The following is a 20,129-nucleotide window of genomic DNA, read 5'->3' as shown; positions in this document are numbered from 1 at the left end:
CCTTTCTGCTCACTTGCAGAAAGGCTTTTTTCATATTCTGACAGAAAAAAAGGTGAATAAAAAATGATTACACTCAAACAAGTAGTGAAAGATTATAAAACGAGATCGCAAAAAATCCGTGCTGTTGATCATGTCGACCTTCAAATCGAGGACGGTGAGATCTTTGGAGTAGTTGGTTATTCCGGTGCTGGGAAAAGTTCATTGATCCGAATGTTCAATGGTTTGGAGCTTCCAACAGAAGGAACGGTTCAGATCGGCGAGAATATCATCAGCGAGATTCGTGGCGGCAAACTTCGCAAAGCCAGACAAAAGATCGGTATGATTTTTCAGCATTTCAATCTGCTGTGGTCGCGAACAGTTTTTGAGAACATCGCTTTTCCACTGGAGATCGCTGGCATCCGTGGTGCAGAAAGAAAACAGCGTGTCAATGAGCTGATCCGGTTGGTTGGGCTGGAAGGAAAAGAGCGTTCCTATCCATCCGAATTAAGTGGCGGTCAAAAACAGCGTGTCGGGATTGCCAGAGCGCTTGCCAATGACCCAAATGTACTGCTTTGCGATGAGGCGACTAGTGCGCTCGATCCGCAAACAACGGATGAAGTACTGGATCTGCTGCTTGATATCAATAAAAAACTCAATCTGACTATTATTGTCATCACCCATGAAATGCATGTTATCCGCAAAATCTGTAATCGGGTCGCTGTCATGGAAGAAGGAAAAGTAGTAGAACTCGGCAATGTGCTCGATGTTTTCCAGCATCCGCAGCAGCAAGTGACCAAACGTTTCGTGCGTCAAGTGACCGATTCCGATGAGACAGAAGAACTGATCCAACTGCTCTTAGAAAATTACGGTGAGCAAGGTGAGATCGTGAAGTTGCTGTTTGTAAATAAAAATGCGACTCAACCGATCATTTCAGAAGTAGTTAGGGCGCAGCAAGTGTCATTGAATGTCCTGCATGGTTCGTTGACACAGACGCAAAACGGTGCATACGGTACCTTATATGTTCATTTGACAGGAGAGCCGGAGCGTATCGCCAAGAGTATTGAACAATTTCACCAATTGCAGGTAGAAACGGAAGTGATCAGCAAATGATGAACCATTTATTCCCAGATGTGGATTGGCAGTTGATTGGAACTGCCACCCAAGAAACACTTTATATGACAGTGATTTCCCTAGTGCTGGTTTTTATAATCGGAATCATTCTAGGATTGCTGCTGTTTTTGACAGCTAACGAAGACAGCATTTGGAAGAAGATCATCCATTGGATCACAGCTGTTATTGTTAATATTTTCAGATCGATCCCATTTATCATCCTGATCATTTTATTGATCCCAGAGACAAAACTTCTAGTCGGAACGATCATTGGACCAAAAGCCGCACTTCCAGCTTTGATCATTGGCGCAGCACCTTTTTACGGTCGTTTGGTAGAAATCGCCTTTCGCGAAGTAGACAAGGGCGTTATCGAAGCCGCTAGAGCTATGGGTGGGAATATTTTCACTATCATTTGGAAAGTGCTGTTACCAGAAGCCATGCCGGCGATAATTTCCGGGATCACCGTCACAGCGATCTCACTCGTGAGTTATACAGCAATGGCAGGCGCGGTTGGAGCAGGTGGCCTTGGAAACGCCGCCTATATCGATGGCTATCAACAAGCGAACTTTCAGATAACGATCGTTGCAACCGTGATTATTTTAATTATTGTATTTATCTTCCAAATTATTGGAGATTTATTAACCAAATCGTTTGATAAACGATAAAAAAGGAGAGGGAAAAATGAAAAAGTTTACAGCATTATTTGCAGTTTTAGCAGTTATTTTAGTATTAGGGGCTTGCGGGTCCGGAAGCAAAAGTTCTTCAGGCGATTCCAAGAACAAAGAATTGATCGTAGGTGCATCTAGTTCACCACATGCAGTTATTCTTGAAAAAGCAAAACCGATCTTGAAAAAGAAAGGCATCAACTTGAAAATCGTGAAATACAATGACTATGTGTTACCGAATAAAGCACTAGACGAAGGCGATTTGACAGCTAACTATTTCCAACATAAACCATATTTGGAATTAGAAGAAAAGCAAAAAGGCTATAAATTCGCTGATGTCGGCGCTATTCACTTAGAACCACTTGGCATCTACTCGAAAAAAGTAAAATCACTGAAAGACTTAAAAGATGGCGCTCAAATTTTAGTATCCAACTCTAAATCAGACTGGCCACGTATTATCGGTATTTTTGTAGACGAAGGTTTGATCAAAGTGAAAAAAGGGGTAAAACTACAAGACGCGACTTTCAAAGATATTTCCGACAATCCAAAAAACTTGAAATTCAAAACCAGCTTCGATCCAGGCTACTTGATGACGGCTTACAAAAATAATGAAGGCGATGCTGTAGCAATCAACTCCAACTTTGTCGTTGCGCAAGGCTTGAATCCTGAAAAGGACGCAATCGCATTGGAAAGCAAAAAATCTCCATATGCTAATATCATCGTGACAACAGAGAAGAACAAAAACAATAAGGATGTAAAAGAACTAGTCAAAGTATTGCATTCGAAAGAAATCCAAGACTTTATCACGGATAAATGGAAAGGCGCAGTATTGCCAGTAAATAAATAACAAAAGCAAAAAAAGCAGCGTTCCTTGTTTAATAAGGGGCGCTGCTTTTTTGTATTTGAAAAGAAGAAGTGTAAATTTGCGTTTTTTGGTGTAGAAAAAAGCCGTAAAAAGCTACTTTTAATGCGGTTTTAAAATCCTTTTTTTTGTGGGAATTTTAAAGTTTTTTAAAGATTTTCAAGAATTTTTCTCAAAAAACTTTAACATATCTTACAAAATGGCTCTAGGATAGCAATATTACTATATATTACAAACCGAAAAAGTAAAGCTGTTCTTAAGAATTAAGGTTTTGCAAAGGTTTTCATAGTAAAAATAAAATTGGACAAAACAAAACAAATGAGTTAAATTAATATATGACATTTAATATTAATTTTTGTAATCTAACGGAAACATTAGAAAAGGAGGATTTTATCATGAAACTAAAATTATTGCTCACAAAACCAATTGTTATTTTCTTCCTGCGCACATTGTTTTATTTGCTTATCTTTTTTGGCTTATTTTGGTTCTATGGCTTCAAAAACCCTAATGGCGCACAATTCATCTACAACGAATTTTAGAAAGAAGGGACATTACATATGAGAACACAAACAGAGACGAGTTATTTACTTATGAAACTAAATGAATGGGCGGAAAAAGCGCCGAATGTCTCGTGTTATGAATATCGCGATGAGACGCTGACGTATCAGTCGTTAAAAACAAAGTCTGATGCGCTTGCTTATTATCTGGCAGAAAATTATATAGCAGGCACCTCGCAGCCTGCTTTAGTATATGGACACATGAATAGCAGTATGCTGGTAGCTTTTATCGCTGTTGTAAAGACTGGCCGTGCCTATATACCGGTCGACAGCAGTATGCCGAAAGAACGGCTGGAGCAGATTATTGAAGCTGCTCAGCCTGCATACATCATCGCTACGGAGTCATTCCCGCTCGAAGAAAGCCGACAAGTACCGCTCGTTACACCGGACGACCTTGACCGGGCGGTTATAAAAAACGACGGCAAAGCGCTCTCAGAGGAGCGAGGCGTGGCAGAGGATGAAAATCATTATATCATCTATACTTCTGGCAGCACGGGAATGCCGAAGGGAGTACAGATCAGCCACAATAACCTGGTAAGCTTTACGAATTGGATGCTAAAGACTTTTTCTTTTGCACCTGGTCGACGCGTTCTTAATCAAGCACCATTTTCCTTTGATTTGTCAGTCATGGATCTTTATCCGACATTGATCGCTGGTGGTACACTAGTGCCGCTCGACAAGGCAGAAAGTAATGATCTGAAAAACCTGGCGACAGCGATTCAAAATAAGAAATTACAGACTTGGGTATCCACGCCTTCCTTTGCAGACGTGTGCCTGCTGGATCCTAACTTTAATGGAGAAAACAATCCAGAATTGACGGAGTTCTTATTTTGCGGAGAAGTACTGACAAAAGAAACGGCTGCTGAGTTGCTGAAAAGATTTCCGAAAGCGCGTGTATTCAATACTTATGGGCCAACGGAAGCAACAGTGGCGGTTACCCACATCGAGGTAACGCCTGAAATCCTTGAGCAGTATGAGGCTATTCCCTTGGGAGAACCGAAAGCTGATTTGACATTGAAGATCATGCGGGAAGATGGTTCCGAGGCAGCGGCAGGCGAAAAAGGTGAAATCGTGCTGATTGGTCCTTCTGTATCAAAAGGCTATCTGCACGAAGCAGAGAAAACAGCAAAAGTTTTTTCCAAGCATGGTGGCTATCGTGCCTATCACACCGGAGACTGCGGCTACAAAGAAGCTGGGCAGCTCTTCTATCATAGCCGAATGGATTTCCAAGTCAAGTTACATGGTTATCGCATCGAACTAGAAGACATCGAGCAAAACTTGAAAGTAGTCGATTATGTCAAAAATGCTGTTGTGCTACCGCGATACCGCGCTGGTAAAGTGGAGAAATTAGTAGCCGTGATCGTTCCGAATGAACATGATTTTGAAAAAGACTACCAATTGACTAAAGCAATCAAAAATGAATTAAAAGAAGTGATGCCTAGCTATATGATCCCTGGAAAGTGGCTGTATAAAACAGAATTGCCGCTTACGATGAATGGTAAGATCGATCGGAAACTTCTTGCAGAAGAGGTGCAAAGATGACAACTCCATATGGGACGCTGTTTTATTTCGGCGTATTGATCCTCTTTTTATTACCAGTTGTGATCGCGGGATTATGCGGTAAGCGACTCCCAATTTACAATTCTTTTATTACGCTCGTCTTTCTTTATTTCTTGTACGCGCATAATACAGTTCAAGCTGTCACCTTCATCTGCTTTATCTTCTGGCAGCTAGCGATCGTGAGAATGTACTTCCACTATCGGAAAGTATGGAATAAAAATCATGGCGGGATCTTCGTTCTGTTTGTGATCTTATCGATTTTGCCATTGGCAGTTGTAAAAGTGCAGCCGCTTCTGGCAGCACACACGACGATGATCGGTTTCCTAGGGATCTCCTACGTTACTTTCAAGGCAGTTGCGATGGTCATAGAGATCCGTGATAATCTGATCAAAGAATATAACGCGGTTGACTTTGTACAGTTCCTGCTGTTCTTCCCAACGATCTCTTCAGGACCGATCGACCGCTTCCGGCGTTTTCAAAAAGACGTCAAAAAGCCGTTGGAAAAAGAAGCATATCTGGAGCTGCTGAATAAAGGGATCTTCTTGATCTTCTTGGGATTCCTTTACAAATTCATTCTATCGTATCTGATCGATACCTATTTGATCCATCATCTGCAGTTTCGCTTATTCAATCACATTGATTTCGGCTGGTCGATGGTCGGCTATATGTACAGCTATAGCATGTATCTATTCTTCGACTTTGCCGGCTACAGTGCTTTTGCAGTAGGTGTAAGTTATCTGCTGGGGATCCAAACACCGATGAACTTTAATAAGCCGTTCGCATCGAGAAATATCAAAGACTTCTGGAACCGCTGGCACATGACGCTTTCTTTCTGGTTCCGCGATTTTATCTTTATGCGCCTTGTCATGTGGCTGACGAAGAAGAAATGGTTCAAGAGCAAGTTCACCGTCATGTATATTTCCTATTTCGTCAATTTCTTCGTCATGGGTGTCTGGCATGGTTTGCATTGGTATTACATCGTTTACGGACTCTATCATGCAACGATGATTGTCGGGATGGATATCTTTGAACGAATCAATAAGAAGTATCGATTTTATCCTAAAAACAACGTGACTTATATCATCAGTTTGATAATCACATTCCACGTTGTCTGCTTTGGCTTTTTAATCTTCTCAGGAATATTCGCGAAAATCACATATTAAATAAAGGTGGTACTAAAAATGGAATTTAACGAAAAAGTATTGGACTTATTAGCAGAAGTAACAGAAACAGAAGAAGTAAAAGACGATTTGAATTTGAACTTATTCGACGAAGGATTATTAGATTCAATGGGCACAGTCCAATTGTTGATGGAAGTGGAATCAACTCTGGACATCACGGTGCCAGTTTCAGAATTTGATCGGGAAACGTGGGCTACTCCGGCAATGATAATTGAACGCTTGAAGGAATTCGAATAATGAAAAAGAAACTATGGATGACATTTGGCCCAATACTGGTTGCTTTATTACTATTCAGCTTTATTTTATTTGGGCCAAGTGCTATCTTTGGTGGTGTGAGCGAACAAGCAGTGCGCGACAGTGCGACTTCGATGAATCAGACATCTCTGCAGGGAAATATCTTGCAGAAAAGGGCAATGGAAGAAAACTATCTGCCGCTTTTTGGTTCCTCCGAGTTATCGCGTCTGTCTGCTTTTCATCCCAGTGTCTTTCTAGGAAAGTACGAGCCTACATATAAAACTTATTTAATGGGAAGACCGGGCACACAATCCTTGCAGCATTTTCTAGATGCTAATATGCTTGGCGATAGTTTGAAAGGCAAAAAAATTGTGTTCATTTTATCACCGCAATGGTTTAAACAAGATGGTGTAGGAAACGGCGGGTTCGGAGCCAACTTCTCGCCGTTGCAGGCTTATTATTTTGCTTTGCAAACGGAAAAACCGACGCCGGAGATCAAATACGCAGCCAAACGGCTTTTGGAGTTCCAAGTTGTAAAAGATGATGTTATTTTGAGTCATCTGCTGAAGAATAAGCTATTGCCACCTAATAAAAAAACGGCAAATGCGAAATTTTTCCGTAAATTGGGCGAGTTGAAATACAAGCTCTTGATGCGTAAAGACGAGCTGACCGCCAAACATATCCGAAAATCCAAACAAGAACAGATCGACAAGGGCATCGCAAAATTGCCAGAGACACTCGATTTTAAAACGTTAGACAAGCTGGCACTTCAAACAGCAGAAAAACAAACGGCTGATGTGCCTTTCCATATCAAACGCAAAGTATACCGCAGCAAGCTCAAACCTAATATGAAGAAATTGGTCAAGCAAGCGCAAAAACTGCGTTATGATCGTTCGCCGGAATATGTCGATCTTCAGCTGCTTTTAGATACCTTTAAAAAGCAAGGTGCTGATGTACTCGTAATCAACCAGCCATTGAACGGGGAATGGATCGATTACAGTGGAATGGATAAGCCAATGATCGAAAGTTACTATCGCAATAGTGAACGTATCGTCAAAGAAAACGGCTTCCGCTATCTTTCCCTGCAAAGTAAGCAAGATAAACCTTATTATATGGAAGATGCCTCTCACGTCAACTGGCGCAGCTGGGTCATTGTCGATAAGCGACTGCAAGCATTTTTAGCAGCACCAAAGCCCAATCATTATCCGAAGGGTCTTTCCATATCAGAAGTACAAAAAGAATATGGGAATCATAACCTGCCGCATACAATAGAAGGAAAAACAAAATAAAAAAAGCGTGTTCTTTCTATTTATGAAAGAACACGCTTTTTTTAACGGCTCATATAACTTGTGATCACGTCAGAAATTGCTTTATCTAAGCTTTCTTTATTGATAATAGTGGAACGTCCAGGAATGCTTGGAACGGGTTTATATTTCTTGAACTCGATATTGGTCGTAAAGACTAGCCGGTCATTGGCAGTCTGCAGATCATTCGTAATAAACATCTTTTTCAGTTTCTTATTGCTATCGCCAGTAAGGGCAATGTCAATGTTCCATTTATTCGCATGGTTATTGACGAAGCTTGTTAGCTTGCTGTTCGTCTCAGCCATTTGCTTTTCTAAAAATTGCTTCGCGTCTTGTTTACTCATATCCTCGTTTTCCATAACTAGATTCAGCAGATCTTCATCTTTGTAAAATGATTTTGCATTTTCACGGACCAGTGAACGGATATCGTGCTTATTTAAGCGTAACTTTAGGACATTATCATCTGTGGTGAAACGCTTTTTATTGATTTTATTCATGTAGTTATAGAGATTGAACATGACCTTATCTTCAATATTGGCGATTTCTTTTGCTTGCTTCGTCACCATTTGACTGTCGATCGTTTGGCCAGTGATATTTTGCATAGCTTCATAAAGGTCGAAATATTTACCTTTAAGCGCTTGGTTCATCGGTAAGACATCATCGGCGATGGTTTGGAGTTGCTTGCTGAAAAAGAAATCATATTCAGATTGGTTGGAAAACAGGTCTTTAGCTGGGAAATAGATGCGACCAGTTTCGAAATCTTGCAGTGTATGGAAAGTTAATGTGTGTGAGGTTGGTTTTGTTACATTCCATTGATAGGTATTGTAGCTTTGATTTGCTTTTCTATTTAATGAAGTATCATAAATAAATTCAGAGTTGCGTAACAGCGAGGCATGCTTCGTTTCATACTTTCCTGATAGTTCCTTGATATGGAATGTCATCTTCGCGGAAAAATCGGGTTCTTTTGCGAAATGTCTTAAATTTGCCAAGAAAACAGATTTAGACGAGCTGCAGGATGTTAAAAGACTTAAAAGCAATGTAAGAACAGCAAGAATGCCTATTGCTTTTTTCATAATAAAACTCCTTTTTTAAAAATAAAATATATTACAAAAATAAAACAGTATTGCAATATTATAACACTAAACACAATACCATATTAATGGCAGTCTGACAATACACTTCAAGAAAAAGTAGACCTTTTGCATAGGGAATAGTAATAGGGATTTGCCTGATTCTCAAATACAGAAGAAATAATGATAATGATAGAGGTGTGGTAAAAGTGCTTGCTTAGTAGTAAAATAGAGGAGAAAACGGCTGTAAGACTATTTCTTATAGTTGTAATTAGATTAGAATTATACTAAACTAGATTTAAGAAACGACAATAAAGGAGGACTATATTAAATGGCAATACTTAAAGTAGAAGATCTACATGTTGAAATAGAAGGAAAAGAGATTTTAAAAGGTGTTAATTTAGAAGTATCGACAAATGAAATTCATGCGATCATGGGACCAAACGGAACGGGGAAATCCACATTATCCTCAGCGATCATGGGGCATCCAAAATATGAAGTTACACAAGGCTCTATCACACTAGATGGAGAAGACGTTTTAGAAATGGATGTTGATGAACGCGCACGTGCTGGTTTATTCTTAGCAATGCAGTATCCAAGCGAAATCACCGGGATCACGAATGCAGAATTTATGCGTTCCGCGATCAACAGCCGCCGCGAAGAAGGTCAAGAAATGCCGTTGATGCAGTATATCCGTAAAATGGATGAAAAAATGGAACTGCTAGATATGTCAGAAGAAATGGCAGAACGCTATGTAAATGAAGGTTTCTCTGGTGGGGAAAAGAAACGTAATGAGATCTTACAATTATTGATGATCGAACCAACGATCGCGATCTTGGATGAGATCGACTCTGGTCTTGATATCGATGCATTGAAAGTCGTATCACGCGGCATCAACGCAATGCGCGGCGAAGGTTTCGGCTGCTTGATCATTACGCATTACCAACGTTTGCTTAACTACATCGAACCGGATTTTGTCCACGTTATGATGCAAGGAAAAGTCGTGAAAAACGGCGGACCGGAGCTGGCTAAACGCTTGGAAAATGAAGGGTACGATTGGATCAAACAAGAATTAGGCATTGAATTTGACGAAGAAGATGAAGAAACAGTAGAAGAACAATAGGAAAGTGGGGCTAAGATCATGGCAGAAAATTTAATTATAAAAGATGATTTTATCCGCACGTTTTCCGAAAATGGAAATGAACCAAAATGGCTGCTTGATTTTCGAACAGCTGCTTGGCAAAAAGTGGCAGAATTAGATTTGCCATATGTGGATAAAACAAAAATAAACCGCTGGAATTTTACCAAATTTGATACTTTCCATGCGTTCAAACCAGGGCTTACGGGCGAAGAACTTGATTCCAAAGTAACCGGCGTCTTGGACCTGGAAAATAAAGAAGCTAATTATTATGTGCAAGTGGATCAGCATCCGGCACGTTTGCAATTGCAAGCAGAATTAAAAGAGCAAGGCGTGATTTTTGAAGATCTGCATTCCGCTATTCAAAATCATCCAGAGCTGGTCAAAAGCTATTTAATGACACAAGCTGTGCAAAAAGACGAGCATAAGTTGACTGCTTTTCATGCAGCATTGATCAATGGCGGCGTTTTTCTCTATGTTCCTAAAAATGTAGAAGTAAAAGCACCAATCCAAGCTGTTTTTGTCCAAAAAAATATCGAATCACCACTTATCAACCACAACTTGATCATTGCGGACGACAACAGTTCGGTGACCTATGTGGAAAATTATATTACGTTAGATGAAAAAACGGCTGGGATCGTCAACATCGTCGAAGAAGTGATCGCGAATCAAAATGCGCGCATCACATTTGGCGCAGTGGACAATTTATCCAGTGAAGTAACGACGTATATCAACCGCCGCGGGCATGTGGGCGCTGACAGCCGCTTAGAGTGGGCGTTGGGCTTGATGAATGACGGGGATACGATCAATGAGAACAATACGAACTTGATCGGCGCTGGTTCGTCCAGTGATGTCAAAACGGTGACCGTTGGCCGCGGGAAACAAACACAAAACGTGACGACTCGCGTGACGCATTATGGAAAAGCATCCATTGGTACGATCCTTTCGCACGGTGTTATGAAAGATAGCGCGACGACCGTATTCAACGGGATCGGTCACATCAAACATGGCGCTTCCAAATCCGACGCCCAACAAGAATCGCGTGTTTTGATGCTTAGCTCGAAAGCACGCGGCGATGCGAACCCGATTTTATTGATCGATGAAAATGATGTAGTCGCAGGCCACGCCGCTTCTGTCGGACGAGTGGATCCAGTCCAAATGTTCTACTTGATGAGTCGCGGGATCTCTCGAAAAGAAGCAGAACGCCTGATCATTCATGGCTTCCTAGATCCAGTTGTACGTCAGCTGCCGATCGAAAATGTAAAACTCATGCTAAGAAATGTTATCGAAGGGAAAGTGCTGTAAATGACAGACATCCAAAAAATTCGCGCGGATTTTCCGATCTTGCATCAAAAAGTCAACGATAAGCCATTAGTTTACTTGGATAATGCAGCCACATCGCAAAAACCTAAAGCTGTATTGGATAGTCTGATGCACTACTACGAGTACGATAATGCAAATGTTCACCGCGGTGTCCATACACTTGCTAACCGCGCGACGACTGCTTATGAGAATGCACGCGAAAAAGTAGCGGCATTTATTGGAGCAGCCGAAACGGGTGAGATCATTTTTACAAGAGGAACCAGCGCAGCAATCAATCTAGTCGCAGATAGTTACGGCGCAGCTAATCTAGGCCCTGGCGATGAGATCGTGATCTCCTATTTGGAACATCACAGCAATCTGATCCCATGGCAGCAATTGGCCAAACGTACTGGCGCTGTTTTAAAATATTTGGATTTAGAAAGCGACGGCACGATCACCTTGGAAAATGCAAAACAAGCTATTTCAGAACACACGAAATTAGTGGCATTGACACATGTTTCCAACGTGATCGGCGGCATTACGCCAATTCAGGAGATCATTGACTTGGCACACGAATATCAGGCCGTTGTTCTAGTTGACGGAGCACAAGCTGTTCCGCATATGAAAGTAGACGTACAGAAACTCGACGCCGATTTTTATGCCTTCTCCGGACATAAAATGATGGCACCCACGGGGATCGGCGTGTTATATGGCAAGCGAGAATTGCTGGAAGAAATGGAACCAACAGAATTCGGCGGAGAAATGATCGACTTTGTGGAATTATATGATTCGACATGGAAAGAGCTCCCGTGGAAATTTGAAGCGGGCACACCGATTATTGCCGGAGCGATCGCGTTAGCCGAAGCCATTACCTATTTGGAAAAAATCGGCTTGGATCGAATCCATGAACATGAACAAATGCTCAGCAGATATGCGCTCGAAAAATTAGCCCAAATCGATGGCATCACGGTTTATGGACCACAAGATGTAAGCAAACGGACCGGCGTGATCACCTTTAATCTCGAAGGCGTCCACCCGCACGATCTGGCGACGATCTTAGACGAAGAAGGCATTGCTGTTAGAGCCGGACATCACTGCGCACAGCCGCTGATGAAATGGCTGGAAGTATCATCTACAGCACGGGCAAGTTTCTATATTTACAATACAAAAGAAGAGGTAGATGCTTTTATCAAAGCGCTGCAACTTACAAAGGAGTATTTTGACGTATGACGACTCGCAAATTAGATCAATTATATCGTAGTGTTATTATGGATCATAATAAAAACCCGCGGAATAAAGGAACATTGCCAGACGGTAATGTGACCGTTGATCTAAATAATCCAACTTGTGGGGATCAGATTCATCTTCATTTGAAAATAGAAAATGACAAGATCACGGCCGCAGCATTCACCGGCGACGGATGTTCGATATCGATGGCCTCGGCTTCGATGATGACACAAGCTGTCAAGGGAAAATCCGAACAGGAAGCACTACAAATGGCAAAGGAATTTTCCGAAATGGTCCAAGGGCACGAACATGGCCAGATCGACGAAGCGGGCGAAGTAGAAGCGCTCAGCGGCGTAGCGAAATTCCCCGCCCGGATCAAATGTGCCACGCTGGCATGGAAAGCAATGGAGCGAGCGATTTTAGAAAAAGCAAGTAAAGATAAAGGAGGATTATAATGACTGAAATTCCAGAAATAGATGAATATCAATACGGCTTTCACGATAAAGATACATCGGTTTTTCGTACAGAGCGTGGACTTACAGCAGATGTAGTCCGGGAGATCTCGAAAATCAAAGAAGAACCAGAATGGATGCTCGACTTCCGTTTGAAATCACTAGAACAGTTTTATAAAATGCCGATGCCACAATGGGGCGGAGATCTATCAGAACTGAAGTTTGAAGACATCACCTACTATGTGAAACCATCAGATCACACCGTGAAATCTTGGGATGAAGTGCCGGAAGAAATCAAACGTACTTTTGATAAACTCGGTATTCCCGAAGCAGAACAAAAATACTTGGCAGGCGCTTCGGCACAATATGAATCCGAAGTTGTCTATCACAACATGAAAAAAGACTTGGAAGAACTTGGAATCGTCTTTAAAGACACAGATTCAGCCCTAAAAGAAAACGAAGATATTTTCAAAGAATATTTTTCTAAAGTCATCCCGCCAAGTGACAATAAATTCGCAGCATTAAACTCGGCAGTTTGGTCCGGAGGTTCCTTTATCTATGTACCAAAAGGAGTCAAAGTAGATACGCCATTACAAGCGTATTTCCGCATCAATTCCGAGAACATGGGACAATTTGAACGGACACTTATCGTTGTGGATGAAGGCGCTAGTGTCAATTACGTAGAAGGCTGTACAGCACCAGTTTACACCACGAATTCCCTGCATTCTGCAGTCGTAGAAATTATCGTAAAACCTAACGCTTATTGCCGTTATACGACCATTCAAAACTGGGCCAATAACGTCTACAACTTAGTAACCAAGCGTACTTTCTGCGAAGAAAATGCCACAATGGAATGGATCGACGGCAACATCGGTTCCAAACTGACAATGAAATACCCAGCCGTACACTTGCGCGGAGAAGGCGCACGTGGCACAACATTGTCGATCGCGATCGCCGGAAAAGGCCAACGCCAAGACGCCGGCGCGAAGATGATGCACTACGCACCAAACACATCTTCCACCATCGTCTCCAAGTCGATCTCGAAACAAGGCGGCAACGTAACCTACCGCGGAATCGTCCACTTCGGACGAAACGCAGACGGCGCCCGCTCCAACATCGAGTGCGACACCCTGATCATGGACCAAGCCTCTACATCCGATACGATTCCGTACAATGAGATCCTAAACAACAATATCTCACTGGAACACGAAGCAAAAGTATCGAAAGTTTCCGAAGAGCAGCTCTTTTACCTGATGAGCCGCGGACTTACGGAGCAGGAAGCAACGGAAATGATCGTAATGGGATTCATTGAACCGTTTACGAAGGAATTACCGATGGAATATGCGGTGGAGATGAACCGGTTGATTAAGTTTGAGATGGAAGGTTCGATTGGGTAAATAGAGTTATGTGAGCTAGGAATACCTTTTGGTGTTTCTGGCTTTTTTTGTGCGGAGAAAAGCCATGGTGTGTAAAGTAAATTAATATTTTGGGCTGTTTTTCTTAATTTTTTAAAATTTTATTTAGCTAATCGTGCTATAATAAATGGTGTAGTTAACTCTCGCAGTAGCTAAGCGTAAGTTAAAACAAGCGAAAACGAACACTTCAAATTATAAAGAATTCCACTATTAGCTATAGAAAGGAAGGATGTAATTGGCAGAAGCAAAGTTTGAAGCAGCTTTGATCAAAAAACTAGAAGCTGAAGGTTGGACGTATCGAAAAGATCTGTCTAATGTCAGTATAAAAAGAATTGAGAGCCATTGGCGGGAAGTTTTAAATGAAACGAATGCTCACAAGTTAAATGGTACACCATTGTCTGATATCGAATTTGGATTGCTCTTACAAGAATTACAACGGATTCGTACACCTTATGATGCACAACTTCTATTAGTCGGAGCTGGTGGAGTGGGCTCGATTCCTGTAACTCGTGATGATGGGTCGAGTTTGGAAGTGGAGATTTTCTACGAAGATGATGTGGCGGGGGGACGCTCTCGTTACGAAGTAGTCAGCCAAATAACATTTGATGAGTTGCCTAAAGGATTGACAACAAAGCGTATTATCGATCTTGCACTACTTATAAATGGAATACCAGTGTGTCATATTGAGGAGAAAGACGAGCATCTGCAAAATCAATGGCGGGCTTTTGAACAGCTCAAAGGTTATCATGGGGATGGATTATATCAGGGACTGTTTTCTTTTGTTCAGGTGCAATTTATTTTAAGTCAACACTCCGCACATTATTTTGCTAGGCCAAATGCAATAGAGAATTATAATAAGAGCTTTGTCTTTGGTTGGCGAGATGAACATAACAAAGATATAACAGACGCATTTGAGTTTGTGCATCAAGTGATGGGGATTCCTGCATTACATCGGTTGATTACTGTTAATATGATACCAGATGCTTCAAATGACAATTTGATGGTTATGAGGAGTTATCAGATTCAAGCTACACGTCAAATTTTACAACGAATGAAAGAGATGGAAGCCAGTGGACTTATCCAAAAAGAGGGTGGATACATTTGGCATACTACTGGTTCAGGGAAAACAGTTACATCTTTTAAAGTAGCACAGCTATTAGCATCTGCCCCAAGAATTCGAAATGTGTTGTTCATTGTGGATCGGGTCGATCTTATTGATCAAACACTGGAAAATTTCAAAGACTTTGCTTATATCCATTTTAAAAAGCGTATAAAAAAAGTCAATGGGTATGAACTTAAACGTGAGTTAAAACATAAAGGCGCCTCACAAATTTTATTGATTTCTGTGCAAGGGCTAACAAAAGCAGTGAAAAACGGGTTAGTAAATGACGATTGGAACGTTATTATTATGGATGAAGCGCATCGAAGTGCAAGCGGTGAATCGGTCCAATTAATAAAAAAAGCCTTCAAAAAAACAAGTTGGTTCGGTTTCACTGGAACGCCGAACTTTTATAGCGATGAAATAAACGACATTAAAACGACACGTGAAATTTCCACTCATGATATTTTCGGAAAAAGACTGCATACCTATTCTATAAAAGATGCAATCGGTGATGGAAACGTTTTAGGATTTGATGTAACTTACTTCAAACCGCACTGGGTTGTTGAAAATCCAATAGATGATTTTACGGAAAAAGATTATGAAAAGGAAATTTATCAAAGTGATGTCTACCGACAAGAGGTCGTTCAAGATATCCTTGATAATTGGCAAAAAACTTCGAGTGGCGTGTTAATTGCCGGTAGACGTAAGGAAAATGCTTTTCAAGCGATGCTCGCCGTTTCTGGAAAACAAGCTGTCATTCATTATTACAATATTTTAAAAGAAAAAGCACCGCATCTCAACGTTGCGATGACTTTTTCTCGCGATGAGTCTAATGAATATGGTACCAAAGAACAAAACGAGGCGCTCAAAAAAGCGATTAAAGATTATACTGAAAAATATAATGTTCCGAGCATTTTGGATGCAAGGGATCCTGCTCGTGCGTACATGTTAGACATTACTAAGCGACTCGCACGTAAAAAGCCTTATAATCAAGGCAATGAAGAAGATCGACTTGATCTAGTGATTGTTTCCGATCAACTTCTTACGGGCTTTGATTCTAAGTATATCAATACGATCTACTTGGATAAAGCACTAAAAGAAGGCATGCTTATTCAAGCGATGTCCCGTACCAATCGAACGCTTGACCGGAATAGCAAGCCACATGGAAAAGTACGCTTTTATCGGCAAGGCGACAAGATGCAAGCATTTGTAGAAAATGCCCTGCTTATCTATACAAAAGGTGGGAATGATACGCTTCAAGAAGCTGAAAAAGATATGGCGGAGCAAGAACCGAAAGATTTAGAAAATGATGATATACTGGCTAAGCCTCAAAGCCATCAAATTTTGGAGTTAGAAGAGGCTGTGATCAGGTTAAAAGAGCTTGCTGGAGCTGACTTTAGTCAAATTCCGCGTGGAGATAATGATTTGAAAGAGTTCGTGAATCTAGGACTTTCCACTCAAAATAAAATTCAAAGACTCGTGCAACAAGGTTATGAACTTGGAAGCGAGATCGAGGAACTAGATTCAAGCCATCAGCCAACTGGGGAGATGGTTCGTTTGGATGTTTCGAGTATCGAAGAATTTGGCGCATTACAAGCCCGTCTAAACGATGCTCGAGTACGACTACCAGAAAAAGAACGCCCTGATTTAGCCGAAATAAAGGTAGGCATTCAGTTGTATAGCCACCAAATTATTGATTATGACATGTTAGTAGAGCTTTTGAATACCTTTATGGATGACAAGAGTAAAACAAATAAAGAAGCAATCGAAAAACATATTACACCAATGGAGGAAGAAAGTCGGCAAGAAATCAATGAAATTTTGGATGATATCGAGTCTGGCGAAATCACCAAACATTTTACAACCGAGTCCCTTCAAAATATGCGGAAGAAATATCGTACGGAACGACGCGAACTTAAGATTCGGCGATGGGCAGCCGATCAAAACGTCAATAGCAATCGAATAATAGAGGCCTATGACGTTTATCTCCCAGGGCAAACGCTTATCGAAAACCCTCAACTTGCTGATATCGTTAGAACGATCGAAAAAGAAGAAGATATCGGTTTCTTTGAGGCGGCCGAATTTGAAGATGCCCTGCTGGCTTTTTTTGAAACCTTTTAATAACTGATTTTATTAGAAAGAAGGAAAACATGCATGGCATTATCTAATGAACAACAAAATAAAATGTGGGCAATGCTCAATCAAACGCGAGGACAAATTGGTTTAACCGCCTATAAAGATTATATTTTTGGTATTTTATTTTATAAATATCTTTCCGAAAAAGCTACTCAATGGTTAGAGAGTGTTCTACGTGGAGAATCGTGGGAAAGTATTTATTCACAAGATCCTGCTAGAAGTTTAGATTATATGAAAAAGAACCTTGGTTATGCGATACGACCAAATAATTTCTTTTCAGATTGGAAAAAAGCCATTGAAGAAGATCAATTTAATATTGGTTTAATGACGGATACATTTGGACATTTCAACCAGCAAATCGCCTTTGAAGCAAAAAGTGATTTTGAGGGTATTTTTGATGGTATGCGTTTTGATAGTGCAGACTTAGGAGCCAATGCGCAAGCCCGAGCTAGCGTAATGATTTCTATGATTGAAGTATTATCTGCCCCGGAATTTGATTTATCAGGTGGAGATGACGCGATTTCAGATATCTATGAATATTTAGTGGCTAAATTTGCTACTGTCTTAGCGTCTGACATGGGACAGTATTATACACCAAAAGAAATTTCCGATGTAATGGCTCAAATTTTAACTTTTGGAATAGAAGAGGCAGAACATTTCTCTATTTATGATCCGACCGTCGGATCAGGATCGTTGCTGTTAACTACTGCTAGCTATATGAAGAACTCGCATAAGCGGGGAATGATCAAATACTTTGGTCAAGAAAAAGATGCGACGCCTTATCGTTTATCCAGAATGAACTTAATGATGCATGGTGTGGAATATAATGATGTTAGTATCAATCATGCGGATACGCTTGAAAGCGATTGGCCAGACGGTGTGGTGGAAGGAAAAGATAACCCGCGTATGTTTGATGCTGTTACGGCAAATCCTCCCTACTCCGCTCATTGGAATAATAAAGATCGTGAAGATGATCCGCGCTGGCGTGAATACGGAGTTGCGCCGAAAACAAAAGCGGATTATGCATTCTTATTACATTGTCTATATCACTTGGAAGATAATGGTAGAATGGCGATTATTCTACCACATGGTGTGCTATTCAGAGGAGCAGCGGAAGGGCGTATTCGTAAAGCGTTAATTGATAAACATCAGATTGAAGCTGTCATTGGATTTCCAGATAAATTATTCTTAAACACATCCATTCCTGTTTGTGTGTTGATTTTAAGAAAGAATCGCGTGGAATCAGATGTTTTGTTTGTTGATGCCAGTAAGGACTTTGAGAAGCTGAAAAACCAGAAACGGTTGCGACCGGAAGATGTAGCGAAGATCGTGGATACGGTGGTTCATCGTAAAGAAGTGGAGAAGTACGCGCATGTAGCAACGTTAGATGAAATTAAAGAGAATGACTATAACTTAAATATTCCACGGTATGTAGACACTTTTGAAGAAGAAGAACCAATCGACATTATTGAAGTAAGTCAAGAAATCACTAAAATCAATGGCGAAATCAAGCAAGCAGAATCAGATTTTCTTTCTATGCTAAACGAATTGGCGGTAGCTCCGGAAACGAAGGATTTAATAGAAGCAACAAAAGGAGTGTTCCGTAGTGAGTGAGAAAAGGGTTCCGGATTTGCGCTTTAAGGGGTTTAGTGGTGATTGGGAACAGCGTAAGTTGGGGGATGAAAGTGATGTTCGAGATGGGACCCATGATTCTCCTAAGTATTTTGATGACGGATATCCACTGGTGACTTCAAAAAATCTAAAAGATTTTGGTTTAGACTTATCAGATGTCTCTCTCATTTCTGATAAAGATTTTAAATCCATAAATAAAAGATCAAAAGTTGATATTGGAGATATTTTATTTGGGATGATAGGAACTATTGGAAATCCTGTACAAATAGATAGAGATGATTTTGCTATTAAGAATGTTGCGCTTATTAAAGAGCAAAAGAATATATTAAATAGGTTTTTGATACAAGTTCTAAAATCACCAGTATTTAATAGATATCTCAGAAATGAAAATACTGGTGGTACTCAAAAATTTCTCGCTTTAAGTAAAGTTAGAGGGTTTGAATTCTTGTGTCCAAATATTAAAGAACAAAATAGAATAGGAAACTTCTTTAAGCAGATTGACGATACTATCGCTCTTCATCAGCGAAAGTTGGAGCTGCTAAAGCAGTTGAAACAAGGGTTTTTGCAGCAGATGTTTGTGCGGGATGGGCAGAAGAAGCCGGTATTGAGATTTGCTGGTTTTGAGGAGGAGTGGGAGCAGCGTAAGTTAGGGGAACTGATTGATTTTACCATGGGACAATCTCCAAATTCAGAAAATTACACCGAAAATCCAAATCATTATATTCTGGTTCAGGGAAATGCGGATATGAAAAATAATAGAGTTGTTCCAAGGGTGTGGACTACCCAAATTACGAAGCAAGCGAATAAAGGAGATTTAATTTTAAGTGTTCGAGCACCAGTTGGAGAGATAGGGAAAACTGATTATGATGTGGTTATTGGGCGAGGGGTTGCAGCACTCAAAGGGAATGATTTTATCTTTCAACAGCTTAGAAAGATGAAAGAGAATGGTTATTGGGCGCGATATACTACAGGATCCACGTTTGATAGTATTAACTCGAATGATATCAAAGAAGCTTTAATTATTACTACTAATGAAGAAGAACAACAACAAATCGGTACCTTCTTCCAACAACTCGACAATACCATCGCTCTTCACCACAATAAACTAGAACAATTACAATCCTTAAAAAAAGGTTATTTAAAAGCTTTATTCATCTAAAATAATTAAACCAAAATAAAGGCCATGAAAAATCGGTACATCAT

Annotated in this window: 17 protein-coding genes; 16 read left to right on the top strand and 1 reads right to left on the bottom strand. The window is 40.6% G+C overall.

The genetic code is table 11. The features are described 5' to 3' along the window. The first annotated feature begins 63 nt into the window (after window positions 1-63). The 8 genes from EL241_RS11605 to dltD all read left to right on the top strand — a co-directional run bounded on the left by EL241_RS11605 (window position 64) and on the right by dltD (window position 7,437). Window positions 64-1,089, top strand: a complete 1,026-nt coding sequence (locus EL241_RS11605) for a methionine ABC transporter ATP-binding protein (RefSeq protein ID WP_003759118.1) — start codon at window positions 64-66, stop codon at window positions 1,087-1,089. After that, the gene (locus EL241_RS11600) at window positions 1,086-1,754 is read left to right on the top strand and encodes a methionine ABC transporter permease (RefSeq protein ID WP_003759121.1); all 669 of its coding nucleotides are present in this window, start codon (window positions 1,086-1,088) and stop codon (window positions 1,752-1,754) included. Before EL241_RS11605 ends, EL241_RS11600 begins: the two co-directional genes overlap by 4 nt. A 16-nt stretch (window positions 1,755-1,770) precedes the next feature. Next, a complete protein-coding gene (locus EL241_RS11595) occupies window positions 1,771-2,601 on the top strand; it encodes a MetQ/NlpA family ABC transporter substrate-binding protein (RefSeq protein ID WP_040486942.1) in 831 nt (276 codons plus the stop codon). A gap of 410 nt (window positions 2,602-3,011) precedes the next feature. Then, on the top strand, window positions 3,012-3,155 hold the full coding sequence (locus EL241_RS11590; RefSeq protein ID WP_260450464.1) for a teichoic acid D-Ala incorporation-associated protein DltX: 144 nt from the start codon (window positions 3,012-3,014) through the stop codon (window positions 3,153-3,155). An 18-nt stretch (window positions 3,156-3,173) separates the two neighbouring features. Continuing rightward, window positions 3,174-4,715, top strand: coding sequence for a D-alanine--poly(phosphoribitol) ligase subunit DltA (gene dltA, locus EL241_RS11585; RefSeq protein ID WP_036108151.1), 1,542 nt, complete (start codon window positions 3,174-3,176; stop codon window positions 4,713-4,715). Beyond that, a complete protein-coding gene (gene dltB / locus EL241_RS11580; protein WP_036108154.1) occupies window positions 4,712-5,896 on the top strand; it encodes a D-alanyl-lipoteichoic acid biosynthesis protein DltB in 1,185 nt (394 codons plus the stop codon). The genes dltA and dltB overlap by 4 nt, the downstream gene beginning before the upstream one ends. Before the next feature lie 18 nt (window positions 5,897-5,914). Beyond that, the gene (gene dltC, locus EL241_RS11575; RefSeq protein ID WP_003759135.1) at window positions 5,915-6,151 is read left to right on the top strand and encodes a D-alanine--poly(phosphoribitol) ligase subunit DltC; all 237 of its coding nucleotides are present in this window, start codon (window positions 5,915-5,917) and stop codon (window positions 6,149-6,151) included. After that, complete coding sequence (gene dltD / locus EL241_RS11570) at window positions 6,151-7,437, top strand: D-alanyl-lipoteichoic acid biosynthesis protein DltD (protein WP_126320607.1); 1,287 nt, start codon at window positions 6,151-6,153, stop codon at window positions 7,435-7,437. Before dltC ends, dltD begins: the two co-directional genes overlap by 1 nt. Before the next feature lie 41 nt (window positions 7,438-7,478). Here the strand turns inward: dltD and EL241_RS11565 are convergent, their stop codons facing one another. Further along, complete coding sequence (locus tag EL241_RS11565; RefSeq protein ID WP_036108159.1) at window positions 7,479-8,525, bottom strand: Lmo2079 family surface lipoprotein; 1,047 nt, start codon at window positions 8,523-8,525, stop codon at window positions 7,479-7,481. A gap of 328 nt (window positions 8,526-8,853) precedes the next feature. Here EL241_RS11565 and sufC point away from each other — a divergent pair, with 328 nt between their 5' ends. The 8 genes from sufC (at window position 8,854) to EL241_RS11525 (ending at window position 20,085) form a co-directional block, all read left to right on the top strand. Continuing rightward, entirely contained in the window at window positions 8,854-9,645 is a 792-nt protein-coding gene (gene sufC / locus EL241_RS11560) for a Fe-S cluster assembly ATPase SufC (RefSeq protein WP_003759142.1), read from the top strand. 18 nt (window positions 9,646-9,663) lie between these two features. Further along, a complete protein-coding gene (gene sufD / locus EL241_RS11555; RefSeq protein WP_036108161.1) occupies window positions 9,664-10,965 on the top strand; it encodes a Fe-S cluster assembly protein SufD in 1,302 nt (433 codons plus the stop codon). Next, window positions 10,966-12,192, top strand: a complete 1,227-nt coding sequence (locus EL241_RS11550; RefSeq protein WP_003759146.1) for a cysteine desulfurase — start codon at window positions 10,966-10,968, stop codon at window positions 12,190-12,192. Beyond that, window positions 12,189-12,644: a Fe-S cluster assembly sulfur transfer protein SufU gene (sufU, locus tag EL241_RS11545; RefSeq protein WP_036108164.1), complete on the top strand. Its 456-nt coding sequence runs from the start codon at window positions 12,189-12,191 to the stop codon at window positions 12,642-12,644. Before EL241_RS11550 ends, sufU begins: the two co-directional genes overlap by 4 nt. Then, window positions 12,644-14,038 carry a Fe-S cluster assembly protein SufB gene (sufB, locus tag EL241_RS11540; RefSeq protein ID WP_036108167.1) on the top strand — a complete coding sequence of 465 codons (1,395 nt, stop codon included), beginning with the start codon at window positions 12,644-12,646 and terminating at the stop codon, window positions 14,036-14,038. Before sufU ends, sufB begins: the two co-directional genes overlap by 1 nt. 253 nt (window positions 14,039-14,291) lie before the next feature. Continuing rightward, window positions 14,292-17,279 carry a type I restriction endonuclease subunit R gene (locus EL241_RS11535; RefSeq protein ID WP_126320606.1) on the top strand — a complete coding sequence of 996 codons (2,988 nt, stop codon included), beginning with the start codon at window positions 14,292-14,294 and terminating at the stop codon, window positions 17,277-17,279. A gap of 33 nt (window positions 17,280-17,312) precedes the next feature. Beyond that, window positions 17,313-18,908 (top strand): type I restriction-modification system subunit M, encoded by a 1,596-nt coding sequence (locus tag EL241_RS11530; protein ID WP_036108170.1) that lies wholly within the window; start codon window positions 17,313-17,315, stop codon window positions 18,906-18,908. Then, entirely contained in the window at window positions 18,901-20,085 is a 1,185-nt protein-coding gene (locus EL241_RS11525; RefSeq protein WP_036108173.1) for a restriction endonuclease subunit S, read from the top strand. The genes EL241_RS11530 and EL241_RS11525 overlap by 8 nt, the downstream gene beginning before the upstream one ends. Window positions 20,086-20,129 lie beyond the last annotated feature (44 nt).

This window comes from Listeria grayi (assembly GCF_900638015.1).
In the GTDB taxonomy this organism is placed as follows: Bacteria; Bacillota; Bacilli; order Lactobacillales; family Listeriaceae; genus Listeria; species Listeria grayi.
The sequence above is the reverse complement of the archived record's forward strand: the minus strand, read 5'-3'. Positions and strand labels throughout refer to the sequence as shown.

Coding starts and splice junctions, on each gene's coding strand:
- EL241_RS11605 (WP_003759118.1), top strand. CDS start 64: ATGATTACACTCAAACAAGTAGTGAAAGATTATAAAACGAGATCGCAA.
- EL241_RS11600 (WP_003759121.1), top strand. CDS start 1,086: ATGATGAACCATTTATTCCCAGATGTGGATTGGCAGTTGATTGGAACT.
- EL241_RS11595 (WP_040486942.1), top strand. CDS start 1,771: ATGAAAAAGTTTACAGCATTATTTGCAGTTTTAGCAGTTATTTTAGTA.
- EL241_RS11590 (WP_260450464.1), top strand. CDS start 3,012: ATGAAACTAAAATTATTGCTCACAAAACCAATTGTTATTTTCTTCCTG.
- dltA (WP_036108151.1), top strand. CDS start 3,174: ATGAGAACACAAACAGAGACGAGTTATTTACTTATGAAACTAAATGAA.
- dltB (WP_036108154.1), top strand. CDS start 4,712: ATGACAACTCCATATGGGACGCTGTTTTATTTCGGCGTATTGATCCTC.
- dltC (WP_003759135.1), top strand. CDS start 5,915: ATGGAATTTAACGAAAAAGTATTGGACTTATTAGCAGAAGTAACAGAA.
- dltD (WP_126320607.1), top strand. CDS start 6,151: ATGAAAAAGAAACTATGGATGACATTTGGCCCAATACTGGTTGCTTTA.
- EL241_RS11565 (WP_036108159.1), bottom strand. CDS start 8,525: ATGAAAAAAGCAATAGGCATTCTTGCTGTTCTTACATTGCTTTTAAGT.
- sufC (WP_003759142.1), top strand. CDS start 8,854: ATGGCAATACTTAAAGTAGAAGATCTACATGTTGAAATAGAAGGAAAA.
- sufD (WP_036108161.1), top strand. CDS start 9,664: ATGGCAGAAAATTTAATTATAAAAGATGATTTTATCCGCACGTTTTCC.
- EL241_RS11550 (WP_003759146.1), top strand. CDS start 10,966: ATGACAGACATCCAAAAAATTCGCGCGGATTTTCCGATCTTGCATCAA.
- sufU (WP_036108164.1), top strand. CDS start 12,189: ATGACGACTCGCAAATTAGATCAATTATATCGTAGTGTTATTATGGAT.
- sufB (WP_036108167.1), top strand. CDS start 12,644: ATGACTGAAATTCCAGAAATAGATGAATATCAATACGGCTTTCACGAT.
- EL241_RS11530 (WP_036108170.1), top strand. CDS start 17,313: ATGGCATTATCTAATGAACAACAAAATAAAATGTGGGCAATGCTCAAT.